This is a genomic window from Argonema galeatum A003/A1, assembly GCF_023333595.1.
GTDB lineage: Bacteria > Cyanobacteriota > Cyanobacteriia > Cyanobacteriales > Aerosakkonemataceae > Argonema > Argonema galeatum.
In genome coordinates this window covers 78,499-100,269 of the sequence record NZ_JAIQZM010000008.1, presented here as the reverse complement: position 1 = coordinate 100,269, position 21,771 = coordinate 78,499, and the positions used below count along the sequence as shown (strand labels likewise).

Annotated in this window: 20 protein-coding genes and 1 pseudogene; 10 read left to right on the top strand and 11 right to left on the bottom strand. The window is 44.7% G+C overall.

Annotation, left to right across the window (positions count from 1 at the left end):
• From LAY41_RS10965 to LAY41_RS10945, 5 genes and pseudogenes are all read left to right on the top strand, one after another.
• Positions 1–543 (top strand): annotated as a pseudogene (locus LAY41_RS10965) (DUF4912 domain-containing protein); the annotation flags it as partial.
• 89 nt (positions 544–632) lie between these two features.
• Positions 633–1,199 carry a hypothetical protein gene (locus LAY41_RS10960; protein WP_249097286.1) on the top strand — a complete coding sequence of 189 codons (567 nt, stop codon included), beginning with the start codon at positions 633–635 and terminating at the stop codon, positions 1,197–1,199.
• A gap of 134 nt (positions 1,200–1,333) precedes the next feature.
• On the top strand, positions 1,334–2,308 hold the full coding sequence (locus LAY41_RS10955) for an FkbM family methyltransferase (RefSeq protein ID WP_249097285.1): 975 nt from the start codon (positions 1,334–1,336) through the stop codon (positions 2,306–2,308).
• Positions 2,309–2,698, top strand: a complete 390-nt coding sequence (locus LAY41_RS10950; protein ID WP_249097284.1) for a C6orf136 family protein — start codon at positions 2,309–2,311, stop codon at positions 2,696–2,698.
• 38 nt (positions 2,699–2,736) lie between these two features.
• A complete protein-coding gene (locus LAY41_RS10945) occupies positions 2,737–3,924 on the top strand; it encodes a TRC40/GET3/ArsA family transport-energizing ATPase (RefSeq protein ID WP_249097282.1) in 1,188 nt (395 codons plus the stop codon).
• A gap of 478 nt (positions 3,925–4,402) precedes the next feature.
• Here LAY41_RS10945 and LAY41_RS10940 read toward each other — a convergent pair whose 3' ends face one another.
• The 8 genes from LAY41_RS10940 to ahcY all read right to left on the bottom strand — a co-directional run bounded on the left by LAY41_RS10940 (position 4,403) and on the right by ahcY (position 13,198).
• Positions 4,403–4,936 carry a hypothetical protein gene (locus LAY41_RS10940; protein WP_249097280.1) on the bottom strand — a complete coding sequence of 178 codons (534 nt, stop codon included), beginning with the start codon at positions 4,934–4,936 and terminating at the stop codon, positions 4,403–4,405.
• A 97-nt stretch (positions 4,937–5,033) separates the two neighbouring features.
• Positions 5,034–5,756, bottom strand: coding sequence for a 2'-5' RNA ligase family protein (locus LAY41_RS10935; RefSeq protein ID WP_249097279.1), 723 nt, complete (start codon positions 5,754–5,756; stop codon positions 5,034–5,036).
• Between the two features lies 1 nt (position 5,757).
• On the bottom strand, positions 5,758–6,843 hold the full coding sequence (locus LAY41_RS10930) for a hypothetical protein (RefSeq protein WP_249097278.1): 1,086 nt from the start codon (positions 6,841–6,843) through the stop codon (positions 5,758–5,760).
• The gene (locus tag LAY41_RS10925; RefSeq protein ID WP_249097277.1) at positions 6,840–7,568 is read right to left on the bottom strand and encodes a histidine phosphatase family protein; all 729 of its coding nucleotides are present in this window, start codon (positions 7,566–7,568) and stop codon (positions 6,840–6,842) included. The genes LAY41_RS10930 and LAY41_RS10925 overlap by 4 nt, the downstream gene beginning before the upstream one ends.
• A gap of 113 nt (positions 7,569–7,681) precedes the next feature.
• Positions 7,682–10,447 carry a pentapeptide repeat-containing protein gene (locus tag LAY41_RS10920; protein WP_249097276.1) on the bottom strand — a complete coding sequence of 922 codons (2,766 nt, stop codon included), beginning with the start codon at positions 10,445–10,447 and terminating at the stop codon, positions 7,682–7,684.
• The gene (locus LAY41_RS10915; RefSeq protein ID WP_249097275.1) at positions 10,437–11,060 is read right to left on the bottom strand and encodes a DedA family protein; all 624 of its coding nucleotides are present in this window, start codon (positions 11,058–11,060) and stop codon (positions 10,437–10,439) included. Before LAY41_RS10915 ends, LAY41_RS10920 begins: the two co-directional genes overlap by 11 nt.
• Before the next feature lie 122 nt (positions 11,061–11,182).
• A complete protein-coding gene (locus LAY41_RS10910) occupies positions 11,183–11,791 on the bottom strand; it encodes a DedA family protein (RefSeq protein WP_249097274.1) in 609 nt (202 codons plus the stop codon).
• A 129-nt stretch (positions 11,792–11,920) separates the two neighbouring features.
• The gene (gene ahcY, locus LAY41_RS10905) at positions 11,921–13,198 is read right to left on the bottom strand and encodes an adenosylhomocysteinase (protein ID WP_249097273.1); all 1,278 of its coding nucleotides are present in this window, start codon (positions 13,196–13,198) and stop codon (positions 11,921–11,923) included.
• Between the two features lie 331 nt (positions 13,199–13,529).
• On the opposite strand from ahcY, the gene LAY41_RS10900 reads away from it, so the two are divergent.
• Both LAY41_RS10900 and LAY41_RS10895 read left to right on the top strand, forming a co-directional pair.
• Positions 13,530–13,796 carry a hypothetical protein gene (locus LAY41_RS10900; protein WP_249097270.1) on the top strand — a complete coding sequence of 89 codons (267 nt, stop codon included), beginning with the start codon at positions 13,530–13,532 and terminating at the stop codon, positions 13,794–13,796.
• Between the two features lie 128 nt (positions 13,797–13,924).
• On the top strand, positions 13,925–14,296 hold the full coding sequence (locus LAY41_RS10895; RefSeq protein ID WP_249097269.1) for a hypothetical protein: 372 nt from the start codon (positions 13,925–13,927) through the stop codon (positions 14,294–14,296).
• A gap of 209 nt (positions 14,297–14,505) precedes the next feature.
• Here LAY41_RS10895 and LAY41_RS10890 read toward each other — a convergent pair whose 3' ends face one another.
• On the bottom strand, positions 14,506–15,342 hold the full coding sequence (locus tag LAY41_RS10890) for a hypothetical protein (protein ID WP_249097267.1): 837 nt from the start codon (positions 15,340–15,342) through the stop codon (positions 14,506–14,508).
• Positions 15,343–15,395: 53 nt separating this feature from the next.
• Positions 15,396–18,002 (bottom strand): two-partner secretion domain-containing protein, encoded by a 2,607-nt coding sequence (locus LAY41_RS10885; RefSeq protein WP_249097265.1) that lies wholly within the window; start codon positions 18,000–18,002, stop codon positions 15,396–15,398.
• Between the two features lie 548 nt (positions 18,003–18,550).
• On the opposite strand from LAY41_RS10885, the gene LAY41_RS10880 reads away from it, so the two are divergent.
• The gene (locus tag LAY41_RS10880) at positions 18,551–20,344 is read left to right on the top strand and encodes an ABC transporter ATP-binding protein (RefSeq protein ID WP_249097264.1); all 1,794 of its coding nucleotides are present in this window, start codon (positions 18,551–18,553) and stop codon (positions 20,342–20,344) included.
• Between the two features lie 95 nt (positions 20,345–20,439).
• Here LAY41_RS10880 and LAY41_RS10875 read toward each other — a convergent pair whose 3' ends face one another.
• Entirely contained in the window at positions 20,440–20,829 is a 390-nt protein-coding gene (locus LAY41_RS10875; protein ID WP_249097263.1) for a c-type cytochrome, read from the bottom strand.
• Positions 20,830–21,058: 229 nt separating this feature from the next.
• On the opposite strand from LAY41_RS10875, the gene petG reads away from it, so the two are divergent.
• Complete coding sequence (gene petG, locus LAY41_RS10870) at positions 21,059–21,172, top strand: cytochrome b6-f complex subunit V (protein ID WP_249065076.1); 114 nt, start codon at positions 21,059–21,061, stop codon at positions 21,170–21,172.
• Positions 21,173–21,388: 216 nt separating this feature from the next.
• The gene (locus tag LAY41_RS10865; RefSeq protein WP_249097262.1) at positions 21,389–21,577 is read left to right on the top strand and encodes a CsbD family protein; all 189 of its coding nucleotides are present in this window, start codon (positions 21,389–21,391) and stop codon (positions 21,575–21,577) included.
• Positions 21,578–21,771 lie beyond the last annotated feature (194 nt).

Here is a 21,771-nt window from a genome sequence, read left to right as displayed (position 1 = left end):
GTAAGTTCCTACGCGCTAAGTTCCTACGCTTTAAGTTCTTACGAACAGGCGGCAAGTTCTTACGCTTTGAGTTCTTATGCGGTGCCGGTAAGTTCCTACGCGCTAAGTTCCTACGCTTTAAGTTCTTACGAACAGGCGGCAAGTTCTTACGCTTTGAGTTCTTACATCATCCCCTCTGGTGTAGGAATGTGGGCACTTCCTACTGAGTCTGGGATGGGGATGTCGGGTGTTGGCTTCTCGGCTTCTATACCTCCTATCCGTCCTCGCCAGTTCTGGTTAGTTGCTGATGCTGAGCTAATTGTTTACGGTGCAACTGAGCCGGATGCTACGGTGACGATCGGCGGTCGTCCGATTAAGCTGAATCCAGATGGTACTTTCCGCTTCCAGATCTCATTCCAAGATGGTGTAATTGACTTTCCAGTCCTGGCGGTGGCGGCTGATGGAGAGCAAACGCGATCGATTCACATGGAGTTTACCCGCGAGACGCCATCGCGGCATACCAACACTAAGGAAGAAGCTGTTCAAGAATGGCTCCCCGTTTAGTACGTTTTGTAAGGCAGGGGAAAACCCCTGCTTGCAAAACTACGAATATCTCCCCCGACTTCAGACGGGGGTTTATTTTCTGAATAAATATGACACCAGAACAGATTGCCCTCACATTACAAGAACTATTTGGCCCAGATGTTCAGACGATCGCACCAGGCTCCTGGCAGGTAGAGAGGCCAAATTATCGGCTTTTAGTGCTACTTTCAGACGATTTATCTTGGCTGCGAATTCTGATCCCGATCGTACCTGCTCAAGAAGCTCAGCCTTTTCTCGAACAGCTGTTAGAGGCTAACTTTGATGTCACTCAGGAAACGCGCTACGCTTTAATGCAAGACGTTCTGTGGGGTGTGTTTCAACACAATCGAGAGAGTTTGGTGACAAGTGATTTTTCAGGTGCGATCGCACGACTGTTGTCTCTGCACGAACGCGGTCTATCTGACTGCTTTAACCAGCTAGTTCAGAGTCGTGTCCGTCAAATTATTAAAGCTGCCAAGTTGCAAGGACAATCACTTGAAGCCACTCTGCAAACTTTAGACCGCTTCTACGAAGAAGGATTAATGGGGGACATGGCGCAGGGGGCAGCCGCTCGTGAACAGGTGCTGGCAGCATGGCGATATCAGCTGGAACGTTTTTGGCCGGAAGTGGAGCCATAGTTTATAGTCGCGATCGCAATATTCCCCAGTGTTGCTCTTACCCTATGCCGCTATCCTAGATTCATCCCTCGCCAGCTGCCAAGGTGCGATCGATCCACTCAAACTTAACTATCGATAAAGTAAAGAGCTTTAGTATGTCAGTGTTCCTTTCCAGCTTAAAAGAAAGCGGTCATCTAGATCGAATCCACATGACAGTTTGTATTGTTGGCTCTCGTAAGTTGGAAAACCGAGATGACTATGGCTCTGTTGGCTGGAATATCTTTGCACCCAATCTTACTATCTATGGATTTGATGCCGATCCAGAAGCTTGCGATGATGCCAATGCCGATATTGAAGTTCGACAAGTAAATTGGACTGAAAAACATATCCCGCTAGCTCTTTGGAATTCAGAAGGTACTTTTCCTATTTATGTTACCAATTTTACCGGATGCAGTTCTTTATATCCTCCTAATGAATCTTATGTAGAGCGGTTCAGCGGATATTCAGATTTGTTCAAATTAATTACTACCGTCGAAGTCGATACAACGACTTTGGATAAATTTTGTGAATCCGAAGGAATTAATGAAATTGACTTTATACACCTTGATGTGCAAGGGGCAGAGCTTCAGGTTTTAGAAGGAGCAGCTAGAATTTTAGAAGGCGGTGTTTTAGCTGTTGCGACTGAAGTAAACTTTACTGAGTTATATGTAAATCAGCCTCTATTTAGTGATGTAGATATATATTTGAGAAAGCAAGGATTTACCCTGGGCGATATAGTGATTAGCACTGGGCGGGGTTGTCGGACGATTTCACCGATTATTTCCAAATTTCATGCTGGATTTCTATTGTGGGCAGATGCTTTTTACTTCCGCGACCTGATTAGAAAAGATTTTAATACACATCTAAGCACACCAGATCGGATTTTCAAATTGGCTTGTATTGCTGATGTTTTGAATTTTACGGATTATGCCTTGGAACTATTGGCATATTTGACTCGTACTTATGGAAATGACACAAATTATAATTTTGCCAAAAATATCATTGATACTCTATCTCCAATTCCAGAAGTGGTAAATCAGGGAATAGATTCTCTACCTATTATTGTCGAAATGAGGAATTACATTAATTAAATGGACATTATTCAAATACTCAAAGAAGACTACCAAAGATTTCCATTGGATCAAACTTACAGCATCTATGCCGAAAATGTCTACTTTCAAGACCCACTCAACAAATTTCGGGGGATTGAGCGGTATAAACAGATGATTGGCTCAATCCGCACCTGGTTTATTGACCCCAAACTGGATTTACACGATATTCGCCGCCGGGATGATGCGATCGAAACTCGCTGGACGTTAAGTTGGAATACACCGCTGCCGTGGAAACCGCGCATCGCCATCTCTGGCTGGACTGAGATGCGACTCAATAGTGAAGGATCGATCGTTTCCCACATCGACTACTGGAACTGTTCGCGCCTTGATGTTCTCAAGCAGCACCTGTTTCCTTTAAAGACTCGATAAAGTAAATAAATGTAAACAATTCTCAGGTAGGACATAATATGCGTTTAATCCTCATGACCGGCAAAGGGGGAGTGGGAAAGACCTCAGTCGCCGCTGCGACTGGACTTCGCTGTGCTGAACTCGGTTATAGAACCCTCGTTCTCAGTACCGACCCCGCTCATTCTTTGGCAGATAGTTTTGACTTGGAACTGGGACACGACCCGCGACTGATTCGCCCAAACTTATGGGGCGCAGAACTAGATGCACTGGTGGAACTGGAACAGAACTGGGGCGCAGTCAAGCGCTACATCACTCAGGTATTGCAGGCGCGGGGGCTAGAAGGCGTCCAGGCTGAAGAATTGGCGATTTTACCGGGCATGGATGAGATTTTTGGCTTGGTACGCATGAAACGCCACTACGATGAGGGCGAGTATGATGTGCTGATTATTGACTCAGCTCCTACTGGTACGGCGCTGCGGCTATTGAGTTTACCGGAAGTCAGCGGGTGGTATATGCGGCGGTTCTACAAGCCGCTGCAAGGCATATCAGTGGCGCTCAGACCGCTTGTGGAACCATTCTTTAGGCCGATCGCAGGTTTTTCCCTGCCTGATAAGGAGGTAATGGACGCCCCCTACGAATTTTACGAGCAGATCGAAGCGCTGGAAAAGATCTTAACTAATAACGCCCTGACTTCGGTGCGTTTGGTAACTAATCCCGAAAAAATGGTGATTAAAGAGTCTTTACGCGCCCATGCCTATTTGAGTTTGTACAATGTTGCCACAGATTTGATAGTAGCGAATCGGATTATTCCAGAAGAAGTTACCGATCCATTCTTCAAGCGTTGGAAGGAAAACCAACAGCAATATCGCCAGGAAATTCACGATAATTTTATGCCTCTTCCCGTGAAGGAAGTTCCCCTATTTTCGGAAGAAATGTGCGGTTTGGCGGCTTTGGAGCGGTTGAAAGAAGTGCTGTATGCAAACGAAGACCCATCGCAAGTTTATTACAAAGAAACTACGCTTAGGGTGGTGCAAGACAAAAATCAGTACACTTTGGAACTGTATTTGCCCGGTATTGCTAAAGACCAAATCCAATTGAGTAAAACTGGGGATGAATTGAATATCCGAATTGGCAATCACCGCCGGAATTTGGTTTTACCTCAAGCTTTGGCAGCTTTACAACCTGCTAGTGCCAAAATGGAAGATGATTATCTGAAAATTCGGTTTGCTGAGGCGGCTAAGGTTTAGTAGCGATCGAGCTATTATTTCCCATATCGATTAGACTGCTGGGGAGATTTCGGAGCAGGAGATCAAAGAGAATATCCAAGCCAGAAAATTGACAAATGGTCAATAGTTTATTCACTACTTAGTACTGTAATATATCTGTTGTCTATTTCTTCTGTCAGATCATGTCCGGTAGCATCGGGACGCTAAAAAATCTCTTTTCAGCATCTGCGTTCATCTGCGTTTATCTGTCTTCATCGTTCGACTGAGTTTCGACAAAGACTTCGGCGTGAGCGCTCAGTCGAACGCTCAACTTCCGCGCTCACGCCGAAGTCTGCGGTAAAAATTTAACCAATGATTCCCACAGACAAGGCCGATGTAACCGGACATGATATCAAATCCTCTAAACTGCTTCAAATAGCTAGATAGATTGGGAACTCCGAACTTGGCAGAGTTCCCAATTTTTAAAGGATAAGTTTAGCGAGCGCACTTTGGCTAGCTATCAAGAAATGTCCTTTTTTTCTTGTAATTTCCAGCGAAAAAGCCTTGGCAACTGAGCCAGATCTAAAGCGTAGTTTCCAGTCCACAGCACAATTTCTACAGTTAACAAATACCGTATCCAAATCAGATCGCTTTCAGGGCTTAAAATTGTCAGTCCCTCATACAACTGCCAGATGCGATAAGGCAAATATAAATAAGGAACCATCACCCAGACGACAGATTGAAACTGCCTTAATGTCAAAATCTCAGATAGGATTTGCAATCCCAACATGACAAAATAGGGAATAAACACAGTTAAGACACTGGTGTAGCCCCACCACACGCCCCACAAGAACATTGCCAGTAGCGGAATTAACCCTCCCACTATCTGCACTGTACCAAACCAGATTTTAAACCAGCTTGGCAGTGGTTCGGGAAGGGTGAAAGGTTTTAAGTCTCTCCACGCCCAATGTGCGATCGCAGTAAAAGAGGTAGCGATCGCAAAAAAGAGCAGGTTTTCGAGGCAGAGGTAAAGATTGATGTTTAAGGAAGTCATATGAAGTATAATCGGACACTGATCTTTCCTATGCTCTCATTTGATGCTGATACTTCATCCCGAACAGGTTAGAAATTTAGTTAAGGCGCGATCGCAACTATATTCCCTGGTTCGATCTACCTTGCCATACAACCGGCTTGCCACGCCACGATGGGCTAGAACACCGTAAACGCCTGTGTACAGGCAAATGCTTGAGCAATCTTTTTCCACTCAGATCAGATGGATAAGATTTACTTCTATCAGATAAAGGAATTTCTAATATTACATTAACAGCCTCCTCTTCAGGCCAGCTATGAGGGTAACGAACTAGAGCAATAGAGCCTATCCTGCTTTGCTTCAAAGTAGCTGGGGCAATAGAAAAGAATTCTTCCCAGGCTTGAGGTGTCACACCCCAGCCGAGCGTTACATGAGGACGAAAACCAGAGTATTTATATGTTTCTGGAATTTCATCTTCTACTACAGCTTCGCTTACTATCTGCTCGAAAAACCTGTGGAGGTATAGTAGAGTTTCGTATCCCCGATACTGAGGTAGTACCTCAAGCCATACTAAGTCAGGCTTAATATAGATTGGTTCACTGAGGCATATATCCGTTTGCACGTTTAGAGCCGTTCGATTGATTTCCTTAAAAGCCTTTACAAAAGCCTTCGCAACGACGTATTCTTCTGCTCTAAACCTTCCTCTCAGTGTGATGTGAACAGGAAAGCCAAAAGCCATGTGATTGCCTGTGATACTGGTGAGGCGACGCTGATCGTTCTGAACAGGTGAGACACTTCTAGAGTCAAGAAGCGCGAATACAGCATAGCGATTTAATTCAAACATACTAGAAAATGAGATACTCAAAAAATTCTTCAGTCCAAGATCCACGTCGAGCGAGAAGGAATCGCCAAAGCTCGGCAATCAAACCGTTAGAGTTTGCTTTAAGTGCAGAGAATTCGGGAATATCGTAACGTTTCTTGTAAGAATCTTCATCCTCTCTGTTGTCATATGCTGGATCGACATTGAGTTTTGTACGAACTTGTGGAATGCTGATTTGGTATAGAAAAACGTTGTATGGCTCTGCAATGCGATGAAAATTCCAGTCTTTATTTTGCTCATAAACCCACTCCAATCGTTCCAGTGGAGTCATTTTCAGCCGTTCCTTGAGCCAATCAACTTTATTTCTACGTTCTTTACTGGCTTCTCCGAGTAGCATCAAAAGACCACTATACATTACAATGCGACTGTGGCGGAGCTTGACATTGCGAAGCGGCCACTTTCCGGCTTCATTGTCAAAGTCCCACTGGTAGTTTACGCAAATCGCACGAAAATATCGAATCAGGTCATTAAGTAAAAATGTCCATTCTTTTTGAGGTTCTCTTTGGACATATTTATCTGCATATCGATCAACTATTACATTGAGCAGTTTTGCATAAGATTCATCCCCATATACTGGCTGTGTTTCCAAAAGCAAGAGAAGGCGCTTACCAAAAACCTTCATACTTTCATCGGCTTTCCCCACATCTCCAAGAAGTTGTTTTTGGTTTGTGGGATCTGCGAAAACGCCAGTATCTTTTGGTCGTCTTATTGTAAGGGTTGTAAGGGATTCGAGCGCTTTCCAGACCGAATTATAGGCATTTTCAGCTTCAGGTGAGTCAAGTTCAGTATTGTCTGACAATACTATAATCAGATCGGCATCGGAAACGTCTTGAGAAGCTTCCATTCTTCCTAGTGAACCAGCAGCCGCAACTGTCTTAACGACAGGATGAATTTCCGCGTTATTTAGACATTTCCTAATGCTGTTTATCAATTCCTTTGATTTATCCCAATTTTCTTTAAGCGTCACATATTGTTTAATATCAATCGAATTACCACACCATTCACGAGCATAGGGATATTCAGAGGGATAGTCTTGAGTGATTTGATTCATGGTAACTCTCTTTCAGATGCAATATTTTTAAGAAATCCCGGAATTTTTAAGCGATTCCATGTGAATTTTAATATATCAGCATTCGGGAAACCAAATCTGAGTACAGTTACTGGATCTTCTTGCTCCTCAAGAATACCTACCATGATTCTCATTGGCCCCATGTGTCCACATATCAGAAGTTTACCGATATCGTTGTCTCTAACACAATCAGCAAGTTCTAGAAGAAAAGAAAGAATGCGTCTGGCAACTTCATCATAACTCTCTCCATTTTCAGGGGCATAATTCATATCTCCAACTGCATAAGCTGGAATCCACTGGACTTTCTGACCTTCTAATACACCAAGACTCCGCTCATCAAGCCTTTTATCCTTAAAAATTTTTTCTACGGTAATTCTACCGTTTCTTCCGTTTTCAAGGGCTAGATCGAGAGTCTTTTGGGAACGTTGTAGGCTTGAGCAAAAAGCCATATCATAATACTCGTCAAGCTTATTACCTAAATTAATGGCCTGAATTTGTCCTTTTGTGGTAATTTGTACATCTTGAGATCCTGTTATTCGTTTATCTGCGTTTACTTCACTTTCTGCGTGTCGGATCAGGTGTAATTCTACATTCCTAGAAAGCCAAACAGAATCTTGAAGTCTTTCACTAATTTCTTCCCAGCCTAAAATTTTGCCTGTTCTAAAACTTACAGGCCCATTACATTTCTGGATTTCCTGTATGGGCATCTACTATTTTCACCTCAATTTGCATCTTGTTAATTATACATATTATTGTGCTACTGTAAATCATATAAATACAAGATCTTAATAAATGCTTCCTGAGTTGATGTTTCAGTCCCCTACCCGTGAATGCTTCTGTCGGGCATGGTTGCCCCACCCAGCTGGATACCGGCCAAATTCGCATCACTCAACTCAGCCCCCGCAATATCCGCACCCGTCAAATCCGTACCACTCAAATCGGCAGCACTCAAATTAGCACCCACCAACGTCGCCCCAACTAACTTAGCATTCCTCAAATCTGCATCGCTCAAATCAGCGCGACTCAAATCAGCACCACTCAAATCAGCACCACTCAAAATTGCCCCCATCAGCTTTGCTTTCCTCAAACTGGCGTTACTCAAATCGGCATTACTCAAATCGGCAATCACCAATTTTACGCCATCCAATTGGGCATTTCTCAAATTAGCACCAGTCAATTGCGTACTAATCAAATTGGCATCCCGCAAATCCGCACCAGGCAATTGAATATAACGCAAATCTGCACCTTGAAAATTTCTAGTACCAGCCGCATATTTATTGAGCAATTCCCCGGCATCCGTGAGGCTAATCTCCCGTTTTGGGCGCTGATTAAAAGTAAAGGTGAAAGTGTCGCCACTCTTAATCACCCGTCGCATTTCTTCATACATAGGATAGTTGTCAATTCCACTCAATTTTACCCAACCGCGTGTCCTGGTTAAAGCGATAAATAACTGATTGCGTAAGATAATATTACTCTCTTCTTTGGCGATATTATCCAAACCAACTAAATAAACTATGTCCGCTTCATTGCCTTTGGCGCGGTGGATGCGAGACACTGTGACGCCACCTTCACACCAGAATTTGTTGGGGTCGCGGTTTTCTGAATCTGCTTTCAAGATATTGCAGTTGGTTGTACTAGGAATAAAGATATTAATGCCTTGGGATATCAAAAACTCAGCTACATGAGTTTCTAGGATAGTTGCCTCGAAAAAGGAGCCTAAAACTATTACCAAGATATCGCGACTTGGGTTTAGATTATCGTGTTTGAGGTTATATATAATGTTTTGTGCTAAAGCGGTTAATTCTGATTGGCGATCGCGATAAATTTCAAACTCTATTACTGGTTTTTCCCAAAGTTGTGGTATAATATTAGGCGAGTTCTCGCTCAGACGCTTCAAAGTAATTCGTTGACCGCGAGTAAAGCGACCCGTCACTTCGTAGCCGATCGCTTTCCAATCCTCAGTTCTAGTAATTCCCGATAGCATTCGGCCCGATCGCAACAATCCCATGCCAATACCGTGCGCCACTGTCAAAATTGGGCTGGGAGTGCGGTAGCAGCGGTGCATAACTTCGGTTTTTTTGATGCCGTCGGGATATTCCCCAGTCACCAAATGCGCTAATTCATCACCGAACAATTCCCCCGCTGTAGGCATATTCAAGCTTTCTAAACTTTGCGCCTCATCATAAGCCCAAATTAAGCGCCGCTGTTCTGGATGTTGGGGGTCAACCGATCGCAATGCTTGATAAGCCATCCAGTAAAAAGGTTGCTTGTCCTCAAATTTAAACTCGTCATCAACAATTAAGTCTTGACCTTCATCAATTAGAATGGCATCAAATATTTGGGGAATTACTGCTGTGCGGAGTAGCAGACTGCACACCTCCGCTAACGCTTCGTTGGGTTGCTTGCTATCGGTGTCATAAGCAGTTAAACGCTGAACGCCAGCTGCTTCGCAAATTATACTGTAGAGTCCGGGTTGATTTTTGGCACCCCAAGCGTGAAATACGCGCAATTTTTCATTGTTTGGCTTATATTCCACCTCGCCACTGCTAAACCGACGCAACCACTTATCTAATTGTTTGGTGATAGGGTCGTACAAACTGCGACTGAAAAACACTAAAGCAATATCCCAATTTGGGTATTTTAAGTGCATATGTGCAGCTTTTTGGCACAACAGAACGGTTTTGCCAGAACCAGCAATACCGCGAATTCGCTGGGAACCAGGTGGAATTTGTTTGCCAATGTGTTCTTGTTGTAAATCAAATTCGGATAAGTGTTGTCGCGCTTTAGCTAAAATGCTGGCGCGACTTCCTGGAATTGGGGGTAAAATTTCGCTGACTGCTAACTTTAATTGCAGATTGTTTGGAGGTTTGCGAAAAACTGGCGTTCCACTTATTACAGATAATAATAATTTCCATTGTTCGTCATTCAGTTTTACCCCTTTGATGACGGGGGTGATTTGTTGAATCCGCTTGAGTAGGGGCAAACCTAACCCCCCCGACCCCCCTTCCCTGCTAGCGTTGGGGGGAGTATTGGAAGAATTACTCCCCTCTCCTGCAAGGAGAGGGGTTGGGGGAGAGGTTATATTGAGTAGATGTTCTTGGAAGATGATGGGGGGACAACTTGGTAGTTGGTGAAAGCCTTTTTCCTGCCATTGTTTTTCTGTAATTAGCGGTAAGGCAACAATGGCTCTACCATTTACTTTTCGGCGGAGAATTGGTTCGCGATCGCAATATCCCAACAATGCAAACAACTGATTCTCTGCTTGTTCGTAGGGGTTGCCATCTCTGATGTAAAAATTGCGGAATTCCCACCGATGACCAGCGATCGCTACTATTTTATCTATAGTGACCGACTTTACTTCAATAACAATAAGACCGATTTCCAAATCGGCTATTAAAATATCAGGCTCTTTACGAGTTTTTCCAACTTTAGAAAAGATGGGATAACGCCAGTAAGCAATACATTCCCGATTTGCAAAATCACTTTTTACGGCATCCCAAACCTTTGCTTCACCCCTGTGTCCGCTTTTCCCTAGAGGCTCTGTGGTAATGAACTTGCGACTTGCGTCTGGGCGATTAATCGCCATCTTTTAAATTATTTTCACTTTTTGCTGACCTATTTTCTTGAATTATATGAATTACCGAAGGTAGCAAAGAAACAACAATAATTATTCCAACTATCGGCAATAGATACTTATCTACATCGGGAATAACTTGTCCGAGATAATATCCAGCTAGCGTTATACCAAAAGTCCAAAGTGCGCCGCCCATGAGATTGTAGGACATAAAAGTTCGATATTGCATCGAACCGATACCAGCAACAATCGGCGCAAAGGTACGGACAATCGGCATAAATCTAGCCAGCACGATTGTCTTTTTACCGTACTTTTCATAAAAGTTTTGCGTTTTAACCAAATGTTTTTTATGAAATAGCCACGAATCTTCTTTTTGGAACAAGCGGCGACCGAATCTATAGCCAGTGGCGTAGCCAACATTATCACCCAGTACCGCACAGACGAAAGCGCCAAAAATGAGAACCCAAATATTCAAGAATCCCTGAGATGCTATAAAGCCAGCAGTAAAAAGCAGGCTATCTCCTGGCAGGAAAAACCCCACCAGCAATCCCGATTCAGCAAATATAATCGCCCATACTCCAAAGTATCCCAGCGATTTAATCAGTTGTGGCAAATCAAAGTGCATCTAATCTACTCTCAGTTAATATTCCTGACTTTTTATTTCTGAATGATGAACTAGGTTTTTTCTCTGGCACTTGTCATCCAGTTTAGTTGAAAATTAGGTATTTTTTTGCCTGTACTTCGCCCCTAGAGCATTTTTCTTTTTTGCCTTTTTCTCACTACCCAGACAACAAAAGCCACAATGAGTCCAACGAAAACTATTTTAGAAATGGGGTCAATGTAATGTTCCGCCAGCGCATAGTTTTTACCCAGCGTGTAACCTAAAAAGGTTAGAAAACTCACCCACAATACTGTACCAACGGTTGAGTAGATTAGAAATGGCATCAAACTCATGCCGCTGATGCCTGCTGGCAAGGAAATTAGGGTACGAACTCCGGGTACTAAGCGACAGAATAATACCGCTTTCTGCCCGTGCTTGTCAAACCAGTTATCTGCTTTTTCAATATCTCTGCTTGATACTGAAATCCACTTGCCGTACTTGTCTGCTAACCGCTTGATGTTTTCTTCACCGACGAGTTTGCCGACATAATACCACGGCAATGCGCCCACCATAGTGCCAACCACTCCTGCTAGAATTGCAGGCACCAATTCCATCTTCCCTTGCGATACGGTGAATCCCGCAAACGGCATAATTAATTCTGAGGGGATGGGAGGGAATAAATTTTCTAAGAACATTAGCAGTCCGATTCCCAAATAGCCCAGGGAAGTCATGATGTTAATTATCCATTCCTGCATCGGCGAAATTCCTCAGTTGTAAAAAAGACGATCCCTTGCATATTGTTAGAAACCCGGTTTCTTTGAGAAACCGGGTTTCTTGAGAAAACCTAGAAACCCGGTTTCTCAAAGAAACCGGGTTTCTATACCTTATGTTCCCGAAGTCCAGGAGTTCATGTACTCGATTTGATCTGGCGTTAGGGTATCAAGGTTAACCCCCATTGCTTGCAACTTCAGACGTGCAATTTCTTTGTCAACTTCAACTGGAATTGAGTGCAAACCTGGTTCTAGTTTGCCCTTATTTTTAACCAGATATTCGCAACCTAAAGCTTGGTTAGCAAAGCTCATATCCATGACGGCGCTGGGGTGTCCTTCTGCTGCTGCTAGGTTAACGAGACGCCCTTCACCGATTACGACAACGGATTTACCATTTTGCAGGCGATATTCTTCGGTGAAGTTCCGCACTGTTCGTACTTCAGTGGCTTTTGCACCAAGTGCTTTCAGGTCGATTTCGATATCAAAGTGACCTGAGTTGCAAACAATTGCGCCATCTTTCATAACATCGAAATGTTCGTTGCGGATGACGTGCTTGTTGCCGGTGACGGTGATAAATAAGTCGCCTTGGGATGCGGCTTCTGACATTGGCATGACTCGGAAGCCGTCCATGATTGCTTCGATCGCCTTAGTCGGGTCGATTTCTGTCACAATCACGTTAGCGCCCATACCACGTGCGCGAAGGGCGACGCCTTTGCCGCACCAGCCGTATCCGGCGACGACGATCGTTTTACCTGCTAGTAGGATATTGGTGGCGCGGATGATGCCATCAAGGGTGGATTGGCCAGTTCCGTAGCGGTTGTCGAAGAAGTGCTTGGTGTCGGCGTCGTTGACGTTGATGGCGGGGAAGGTGAGAACGCCATCGCGGAACATGGCGCGTAGACGCACAATGCCTGTGGTGGTTTCTTCGGTGGTGCCAATCAAATCGGCAATCTGGTGTTGCCGTTCTTGGATGAGGGTGGCGACGACATCGCTGCCGTCATCGATGATCACGTTGGGACGGTGATCTAGGGCAATGCGGACGTGGCGGCTGTAAGTCTCGGCATCTTCGCCTTTGATGGCAAATACGGGGATGCCATAATCGGCAACGAGACAGGCGGCTACGTCATCTTGGGTACTCAGGGGGTTGCTGGCGATGAGGAGGGAGTCTGCACCTGCGGCTTTGAGTGCAATGGCGAGATTTGCAGTCTCGGTGGTTACGTGGCAGCAGGCGACTAAACGGATACCGGCGAGGGGTTTTTCAGCGGCGAAGCGATCGCGAATTTGCCGCAACACGGGCATTTCCCGTCCCGCCCATTCAATGCGCTGCCTTCCTAGCGGCGCGAGGGACAGGTCTTTTACTTCGTGCTTTGGCTGTGTGTAAGTTGCAGTCATGAAATTGGTTTTTTGAGAAACATTAAACTTCCAGGTCTAATCTAGATTACTCCATCTGTCTTTGGGTAGACCCAATATTTTTTACCCGAATGCTTCGCCCCTCCAGGTGTTTCTGGCAATACACACACTGTCTGCTTTGTCAAGCGCAATTACTGGACTGGGGACTAAAAACTTACAAATTTCCGTTTCCGTGGGTCTTTCCCTCTCGATCGCACACTCTTGCTAAAACAGTACATCTGTACTATAATATAAAGGTAGAGTCATCGAGCCCAGTTTCCTTGTAAATGGCTCAATGGCGACGTTCTAGAGGATGGATTCAGGTTTTTGCCCTATGACTAAACACTACATTCTCAGCCTCAATCCGAATGCCAAGCACGACTGGGATCGTTGCACTTTGCGAGACCCCCTCACAGCGAAGCGCCCGGAATTCGCCAAGCTGATTTCTGATGCGGTTGACGAAAAAGCTGGTTCTTACCTGGTTTCTGTGCGGATCGAAATCGAAGTTTTGGAAAAAGCGCCTTTATCGCAAGTTGAGCAGCTTCCTCTCAATCTTACTGAGATTTCCGCTCATTCTCAACGGCAGGAACTTGTTGCATAGATAGATAATTTCAGATTTCAAATTTAAGATGGCAAATTGAGAATATTTCAAAATTTTTTAAATTTGAAATCTGCAATCTTAAATCTGAAATTCTGACCATAGCCGTTTTTTTATGAGGAAATGACTTGATGATCGAACTCAGTGATTATCCCCTTGCTATTTCTCAAGCCGCCCAAAGAATCGCTGAATTAGACTACGAATTATCTGCAATGCGGCAGCTAATTAATGCTTTTGAAGGCAGAGCTGATATGATGGTGGCGGTTAGTTCCCAACTAAGAAATGAAGTTCAACGCAGGGCGCGTCGTTTTGAATTGTTGCAATTCAATCATGAATATCAAAAGGCGCTGGATCTTTTAACGCAATTAAATACTGAAAAAGCGAATGCGATCGCTTACCTGGAATATCTCCGCAATCAGTTTACCGTTGCTAAGCTGGAAGCGCGATTAGCAATAGCACAACAACTCGCTGGTTTAGAAGCGCGAGAATTAGTTGGTTTTTAGATAAAGCAAGTTTTCTCCTTTGGGTTGGATAGCGGTAGGGCTTTTTGTCCTACCGTTTTTTTTTTGTCATTATAGCACTTATATCATGTCCGGTCGATTGCCTATGATAAAACTTTTTAGGTATGTTGTTGCGCTTGGGCGCTATCTTAAAGAGCGCTGAAGCGCAACAACATACCAAATATTTAAGTAATACTTGTAATCATTAACTGCTAAAATTTGTAGTCTCTAAAGCTTTCTCGTTTATTCCCGTCTATTCTGAGTACGGCGATCGAACTACCCCTTGCATCTTTAATCGGATAGTACAATTCAAAATTAGTCTTTTTATTCAGATCGCTAAGCAATTTAGAATCATTCTTTAACGCTTGCTTGATAGCTTTTTCATAGTCTTTAGCTACGTAAACTCTTACAAAAATTGGCTGGCCTTTCTCATTTTTCTGATATCTTTGATATCGCCACATCACGGAATCATCTTGAGGATCTAGAACGTAGAGAGTAAGATTCTCAACAAATGACAAGCCATTTAAACTATCTATCAAATCAGTAATAGTTTTAGGAACGTTACTGACTGGAGGGTTTTTCAAAATAGTTACTTGCTGAACGAGTTTATTTTTAAAAGTTTCCATTTGTGACGACGCTACCCGTTTAAACACTTGGCTGCGGTGAAGTTGAACTTGATAATCTACTAAAGCTAAAGCCCCTATTAAAGCGGATATGGCAGTTACAATTCCCAGCATATATCCTGCATAAGTAATCCGTCGTGCTTCGGGAACAACTAAAGAACTATCTAAACTACGGTTTCGTTCGAGAGATTCGACTGCTTCGACTATTTTTTTTATGCCAAGCACAAAAGTCATGGCGACGCCGAAAGCACTGAGAGAAATACAAGAGAAAAAGATTCCATATAAAACAGCTTCAACTTGGTCACTGAAAATATCCCATTGCAGTGCGCTGTTAAAAATTCCCAAAACGACTAGCGTTGCACCGATCGTCAAAAGCGATACAGTGATCCAAACAGTCAGGGATAATAACTTTACTTTTGAGTTCATTTGTCTATTTCCTCACAGATATAGCAAAGTGCTGAGTGAATTATGCCACGCCCTTATTGAGACGCCTGACAAGAGGGATGAGTGAGGGAAGGCGGTAAAACTCCTTGTCCTACCAGTTCCACTTGTCCAGAGGAGTTAATCACCCATCCTTGCGCTTCGACAATCTCAGTGCTGAGTGCAAGGTCAGCCGTGCTGAGTGAAGTGTCCTTTCTGCCCCTCTGCCCCGCTGGTAACCTTGGTCTTAAATCTACCCAAGAACTATTGAGTTCTTCATAGGGATTAGGCGGTAAACTATCTCTGCCGGTAAGGATCAATTGGTTTTGTTCTTTTCCCCTGCTGCGACAGCTAGAGGCAACTAACGTGGTGGCATCAACGAGATTATCTTGTAAAGTGATTAACCCAGCGCTGGTGTCAACATCAGGGGTGTCGATCGTTACAGTGCCACTTAAGGAAGAATTTGCTCCTGTGGCCGTGATGTCGCTACTAGGCAGTTTCCTGGGGTCTAAAAGGGTAGGATCGTCAGTATTCAGTAAGCTTTGCAGTTCTTCCCTTGTGCGTAACTGTGCCCCATAGATAGCTTGGGCGTTGATAGTGACTCTGCCGCCAAAGGAGTTGATCGAATTGGCGCTGATATCGCTATTTTCTAAAGCGGCGATCGCATCGGTATTGAGGGTGATGTTACCGCCTTTGACTTCGCTTCCAGTGGCGTTGGTGGCGATCGCACTACTGTCTCGCAACTGCAATAATTGAGAATCAACTACGATATTGCCGCCGCTAGTACCTCCAGTGGCGTTGGTGATGATGCTGCTGTGGCGCAATGTAATGGTGGGCGATCGCAGTTCGATGCTACCGCCGCCTGCTTTAGTATTTCCATCCAGAGAAGCTTGATTAGAAAGCTCGATCTCTTCAGCATCCACCACAAGCGTGCCTGCTTTTCCTGTGCCACGACTGCGGACTCTTACAGTTGCCCCATCCCGGACAATCAACCGTCCCGTTTCAATGGTCAAATTACCCCCATCTCCTGTTGATTGTGACTCAGCGGAAGCACCCAAGTTACTGACAAACAGACCATCGCCGGAAGTGCCAATTATTTCGATCGCATCATTCGCTTTAATGTAAAGATTTCCCGCCTTACCTTGCCCAACGGTAGAAGCGCTGATCTGTGCCCCATCTCGGACAATCAACCGTCCGGTTTCAATCGTCAAATTGCCTCCATCTCCGATTGAATTTGGCCAAGTTGAAACACTCAAATCCGTGGCAAACAGACCAGCGGCGGTTGTGCCAATTAGTTCGATCGCATCGATCGCTTTGACCGACACATTTCCCGCCTTGCCTTCTCCAATAGTAGTACTGCTGATAAATCCCCCATCTTTGAGAGTTAACCGTCCCGTTTCAACGGTCAAATTGCCCCCATCTCCTGTTGAATTAACATAGGTGAAAGACCCCAAGAAGCTGGGAAACACACCATCGGGAGAAGTGCCAATTATGTCGATCGCATCGTTCGCTTTGACCGACATATTTCCCGCATTACCTTTTCCAGAGGTAACAGTGCTTATCCCTGCCCCATCTTTGAGAGTCAACCGTCCCGTTTCAACGGTCAAATTGCCCCCATTACCTTTGGCTTCTGGTTGAATATCAGTAGCCAAGTAGCTGGTAAACTTACTGTTATTAGGTGCGGCACCCGTCATTTCCAACGACTCCAACGCACGTACAGTCACACTTTTTCCTTCATCGCTGCCAAGAGTGAGGCTCAAAATTGCCGAACCATCGGCAAGGGTCACGCGCCGTCCCTGCACTTGAATACTTCCACCCCCACTGCCACTGGCATCGACAGAAGCCGCCTGAGATAAACTGATATTCTGGAAATTCTCCACTCCTTCATATCCCAACTGCCAACTTGTATTCGTTGGGGTGAGGGTGACTAAACTCCCTGGTGCAACACTCCCCAGTTCAATTCTTCCGGCTGGTGCAGTCAAATTTCCTCCAAAGAGTGTGATGTCACCTCCCACTAGGGCTAAGGTTCGATCGGGTGACACCTCCAGACCAACTGGCCTATTATCTCTAATAGTCGCGAATGTGTCTGGATCGAAACTCAGATTATTACCCACACCTTGGACGATGATCGCGGCATTTGGATTGGGGCTGTTGGCGGCAAATTGCAAACCAATGGGTACATTAATTGTCAGCAAAGGTGAAGCATGAGGATTGGTAGCACTGAACTCTATCCCATCACCAAACTTAATGCTACTCGCCGTACTCCCTAAAAATGAGCCACCAATATTCAACCTGGCATTCTGTCCAAAAATAATACCATTCGGATTAATTAAAAATAAGTTAGCTGTGCCGTTAGCTCTAATCAATCCATCAATATTAGATATCGAACTACCTGTTACCCTGGTAAAAATATTCCGTATATCCAAACTATTGTTAAAAAATGCTTCTTTGCCAGTGGGTACGGAAAACTCTCGGAAGCTGTGGAATAAGTTGCCACCTGCTTGTGTTCCTCCCTCAATAGTGAGGGTGTTGCCAGAAGGTGTGACTATTGAATTATTGGGAAGTGTGACATCTGGCACAATCTGTGCCACTATGGAGTTTGGTGCCGACAGACAGGCCGTAACAATTCCTAATCCAGCCCAAAATCGCAGAGGAGAGCTTTTCATTCGCAGGAATTTAGTTGTATAGCTTTTTGGTTGTTATATCACTGTTTGGCCTTAACTTCAATAGGACTTACGCACCGAAAGCCTGAAACCTAGATCCCCTAGCCCCCCTGATAGCGGGTTTCAGTTGCATGAAGTACATAGCAGAAACCCGGTTTCGCAGAAGTTACCGGGTTTCTCTTTCAACCAATGCGCTAAAATTTTTAACTAGCGACATATTTTAAACACCTCCTCTGCTGTCTTATGGTTCAAACAGTTGCAATTACCGAAGCAATTATTAGCCTGAATGATATCCACAACAAGTTTAGCTTGATTCGTACTTCTGACCAAAACTTTTTCACGGAATGGTAGGTCTTTCGGAATCATTATGGTAATGTTCCTCATTTTTGTAGGGACACGGCATCATAAATATGTCAGTCATACAAAAGTAAAGGGTGCGCTTCCAGGCGCGGTGGTGAAGACCAAGAAACCGGGTTTCTCCAAGAAACCCGGTTTCTAAGGGCGCGGTGGTGGTAGCCTATGTCAAAGCATAGCTTATCCCGGATATCGCCTTGAAAACCCGTTCTAGTTACTACCAACTCATCCCCTACATCCGCCAAGAGTGGAAAACGATCGCGCAGGCATTGACCTGTACCCTTGGATTTACGGTATTCTGGCCGATACAAGCTGCATTGGCAGGGCAAATCGCCGAATTTATCGGACAGGGCAATATAATAGCACTGGCGAAGTTATCGGGCATCCTTGCCGTGGTTTTTCTACTCCAGAAAATCATGCAGTACGGTCAGGATTCCATTATGGCCAAAGCAGCCCTCTCGGTTGCCCTAGAGTTGCGTAAAAAAATTTACTCTCACCTGCTGCGTCTGAATCTTAGTTATTTTGAAACAGCACAGACAGGTGATTTAACTTATCGACTCACCGAAGATATCGATCGCATTGGAGAAGTCGTCAATAAAATCTTTCACGACTTTACCCCCTGCGTGTTGCAGCTGATAGTAGTGCTGGGTTACATGATTTATCTGAACTGGCAACTAACCCTAGCCACCTTTATAGTTGCACCGCTAATGGGCATTTTAATTGGTTGGTTTGGCGAACAGATGCTCAAGTTTTCCCGCCGCAGTCAAAATCAGATATCTAATTTATCTTCTTTGCTGACAGAAGTATTCAGCGGCATTCGTTTGGTGCAAGGTTTTGCGGCAGAAGAATATCAAATTCAGCGCTTTGCCACCGAAGCGGAATCTAATCGCCAAGCTAAGTATGCAACTGAAAAGCTAAAGGCAATTCAGAATCCAGTCGTGGGATTTTTGTATGCTATCAGCGTAATGCTGCTATTTTTATTAGGCGGTTGGCAAATTTCTATTGGTAACCTGACTAGCGCAAAATTTGTCAGCTATATCGCTGGTGTGGGATTGCTAATAGACCCCATCGCCCATATTACTAGCAATTACAACGATTTTAAACAGGGTGAGGCTTCTGTCGATCGCATTTTTGAATTGATGGCAATTCAACCGAAAGTGCTGGAAAACCTAGATGCAGAAGAACTTCCGCAAGTTACTGGGAAAGTAGAATATCGCAATGTTACCTTTGCTTACCCAGGGAACCCCCCCCAACCCCCCCCGTCCACAGGGGGGGCCAAAGGGTCGGAATCCCTTCTGTTGTCGGGGGGAGTTCCGGTACTGCAAAATATGAATTTATTAGTCTCACCCGGAGAAATGATCGCTTTAGTTGGGCCATCCGGTGCGGGAAAAACCACTTTGGCGAATCTACTACCCCGATTTTATGACCCCCAAACCGGGCAGATTTTTATCGACGGCGTTGATATAAAAAATGTGACGTTGCGGAGTTTGCGGCGGCAAATTGGGATTGTTCCCCAGGAAACGATTTTATTTTCTGGCACTATTGCTCAGAATATCGCTTTTGGACAAGCTGACTTTGAGATGGAAGTTGTAGAGGCGGCAGCGAAAATTGCCAACGCTGACCAGTTTATTACCCAATTCTCCCAAGGGTATCAAACTTGGGTGGGAGAAAGGGGTGTAAACTTATCGGGAGGACAGAGACAAAGAATTGCGATCGCACGCGCCGTCCTCCTCAACCCCAGAATCCTCATCCTCGACGAAGCTACTTCTGCATTGGATTCCGAGTCGGAAGCTTTGGTACAGGAGGCGCTGGAACGAATTATGAAAGACCGCACAGTGTTTATTATCGCCCACCGACTCGCCACTGTGCGTCGGGCCGATCGCATTTTGGTATTGGAACAGGGGCAAATTCTCGAATCGGGAACTCACGAGGAACTGTTGCAATTAGGCGATCGCTATGCCCGATTTTACGCCAAACAGTTTGAAACCTAACAACACTACTCCCTTCCCACAGCAAGATTATCTATGCCCAATGCCCCACCAATGTATAGATATTCTTTGGGTGGCAAGGGAGTAGTGTTGTCCAGCTATAATTTTTTCAAATAGCTGAGCAGGTCTGCCATTTCTTCAGGTGTAGGCTGAAACTGTGGCATAGGGGGTGTTTTGCCACTCGTGACTTGATGAATCAGGCTGACCTCGGACTTATGCTTCGAGACACCTTGCAGACTAGGCCCGACTCGACCATCCGCCTTCAAACCGTGACACCCAGCACAGTTCATTTGGAAAATGGCATAACCCTGCACTGAATCGCCGTTCAGCGACAAGACATTCTTGACATAAGGGTTGGACATCTGCCACTGGTGAAAGGCCACCATCACCACCAGGATTGCCAGCACCAATGCTAGAACCATCAAGGTGAGCTGCGCGATCGCGACTTCTAGTTTAGTAGGCTGCTTTTCCACATGGTTGCTTAGCACGGTAAGAAAATACAAGTAAATTTTTATTGATATACATAGCTTAAAATTTCTAGACACTCCATGCAAGGTGCGCGATCGGGCAATATGTTGCCCCTGTAAACCTGCCCAGCCCTAACCTGCTAGACTTAAGCCAGTTTTAGCATCGTACCGGGTTGCTTCGTCCTGGCAGCTATACCTAGTAGTAATATGAAATACAGGCAATAAACGTTAACATTCAAGGAGAACTGACGTGGTAGAACCCCTACTTTCAGGAATCGTACTGGGCTTAGTGCTGGTTACCCTCACTGGGCTGTTTTTCGCAGCATATATGCAGTATAAGCGCGGCAATCAGCTGGGCCTATAGAAGCGCTAACACCAAAGACGGTTAAAAGCGTAAGTCTACTGTTGACTGTTGGCTATTTGCAGTCAACAGTCATTAGTCATTAGTCATTAGTTAGATATTTGGGCGCTGTTGTTTAAATCTTACTAGCGGAAGAGCCGGTTTACCAGATTAAACTCCTATACTAGGGTTATAAGAGTTTCAGATTTTTAAGTTTCTAGCTGTTCAAAGGAGTTTAATATGAGCATTGAAGATCGGGCGAAGGCAGTTGCCAAAAATATTGAAGGCAAAATCCAGGAAGCAGCCAGCGAGGTTACTGGAAACCCCAAAGACAAAGTAGAAGGTCAAGCAAAGCAGGATGAAGCAGCTGCAACTCACGCTGTAGAAGACCTCAAAGATAAAGCCAAAGAAATCATCGACAGAGCTTAGGTTTTGGTTCAAAATTGGTCGTTGTTCACTAGGACACCGATTAAGTAATGCCAGAAACCGGGAATATTCGCTCTCTCGCAACGAAATATCGACCTTGACAACCAAAGAAACCCGGTTTCTCATGCCAATACCTTCGCCAAGCCGAAAAATGGACTTGCGAGAGTAGGTTGGGTTTCGCTTCACAATGGCCCAAC

Bases quoted from the DNA above. Each gene is read 5' to 3' on its own strand.
- LAY41_RS10960 (WP_249097286.1), top strand. From the start codon at position 633: ATGACACCAGAACAGATTGCCCTCACATTACAAGAACTATTTGGCCCA.
- LAY41_RS10955 (WP_249097285.1), top strand. From the start codon at position 1,334: ATGTCAGTGTTCCTTTCCAGCTTAAAAGAAAGCGGTCATCTAGATCGA.
- LAY41_RS10950 (WP_249097284.1), top strand. From the start codon at position 2,309: ATGGACATTATTCAAATACTCAAAGAAGACTACCAAAGATTTCCATTG.
- LAY41_RS10945 (WP_249097282.1), top strand. From the start codon at position 2,737: ATGCGTTTAATCCTCATGACCGGCAAAGGGGGAGTGGGAAAGACCTCA.
- LAY41_RS10940 (WP_249097280.1), bottom strand. From the start codon at position 4,936: ATGACTTCCTTAAACATCAATCTTTACCTCTGCCTCGAAAACCTGCTC.
- LAY41_RS10935 (WP_249097279.1), bottom strand. From the start codon at position 5,756: ATGTTTGAATTAAATCGCTATGCTGTATTCGCGCTTCTTGACTCTAGA.
- LAY41_RS10930 (WP_249097278.1), bottom strand. From the start codon at position 6,843: ATGAATCAAATCACTCAAGACTATCCCTCTGAATATCCCTATGCTCGT.
- LAY41_RS10925 (WP_249097277.1), bottom strand. From the start codon at position 7,568: ATGCCCATACAGGAAATCCAGAAATGTAATGGGCCTGTAAGTTTTAGA.
- LAY41_RS10920 (WP_249097276.1), bottom strand. From the start codon at position 10,447: ATGGCGATTAATCGCCCAGACGCAAGTCGCAAGTTCATTACCACAGAG.
- LAY41_RS10915 (WP_249097275.1), bottom strand. From the start codon at position 11,060: ATGCACTTTGATTTGCCACAACTGATTAAATCGCTGGGATACTTTGGA.
- LAY41_RS10910 (WP_249097274.1), bottom strand. From the start codon at position 11,791: ATGCAGGAATGGATAATTAACATCATGACTTCCCTGGGCTATTTGGGA.
- ahcY (WP_249097273.1), bottom strand. From the start codon at position 13,198: ATGACTGCAACTTACACACAGCCAAAGCACGAAGTAAAAGACCTGTCC.
- LAY41_RS10900 (WP_249097270.1), top strand. From the start codon at position 13,530: ATGACTAAACACTACATTCTCAGCCTCAATCCGAATGCCAAGCACGAC.
- LAY41_RS10895 (WP_249097269.1), top strand. From the start codon at position 13,925: ATGATCGAACTCAGTGATTATCCCCTTGCTATTTCTCAAGCCGCCCAA.
- LAY41_RS10890 (WP_249097267.1), bottom strand. From the start codon at position 15,342: ATGAACTCAAAAGTAAAGTTATTATCCCTGACTGTTTGGATCACTGTA.
- LAY41_RS10885 (WP_249097265.1), bottom strand. From the start codon at position 18,002: ATGAAAAGCTCTCCTCTGCGATTTTGGGCTGGATTAGGAATTGTTACG.
- LAY41_RS10865 (WP_249097262.1), top strand. From the start codon at position 21,389: ATGAGCATTGAAGATCGGGCGAAGGCAGTTGCCAAAAATATTGAAGGC.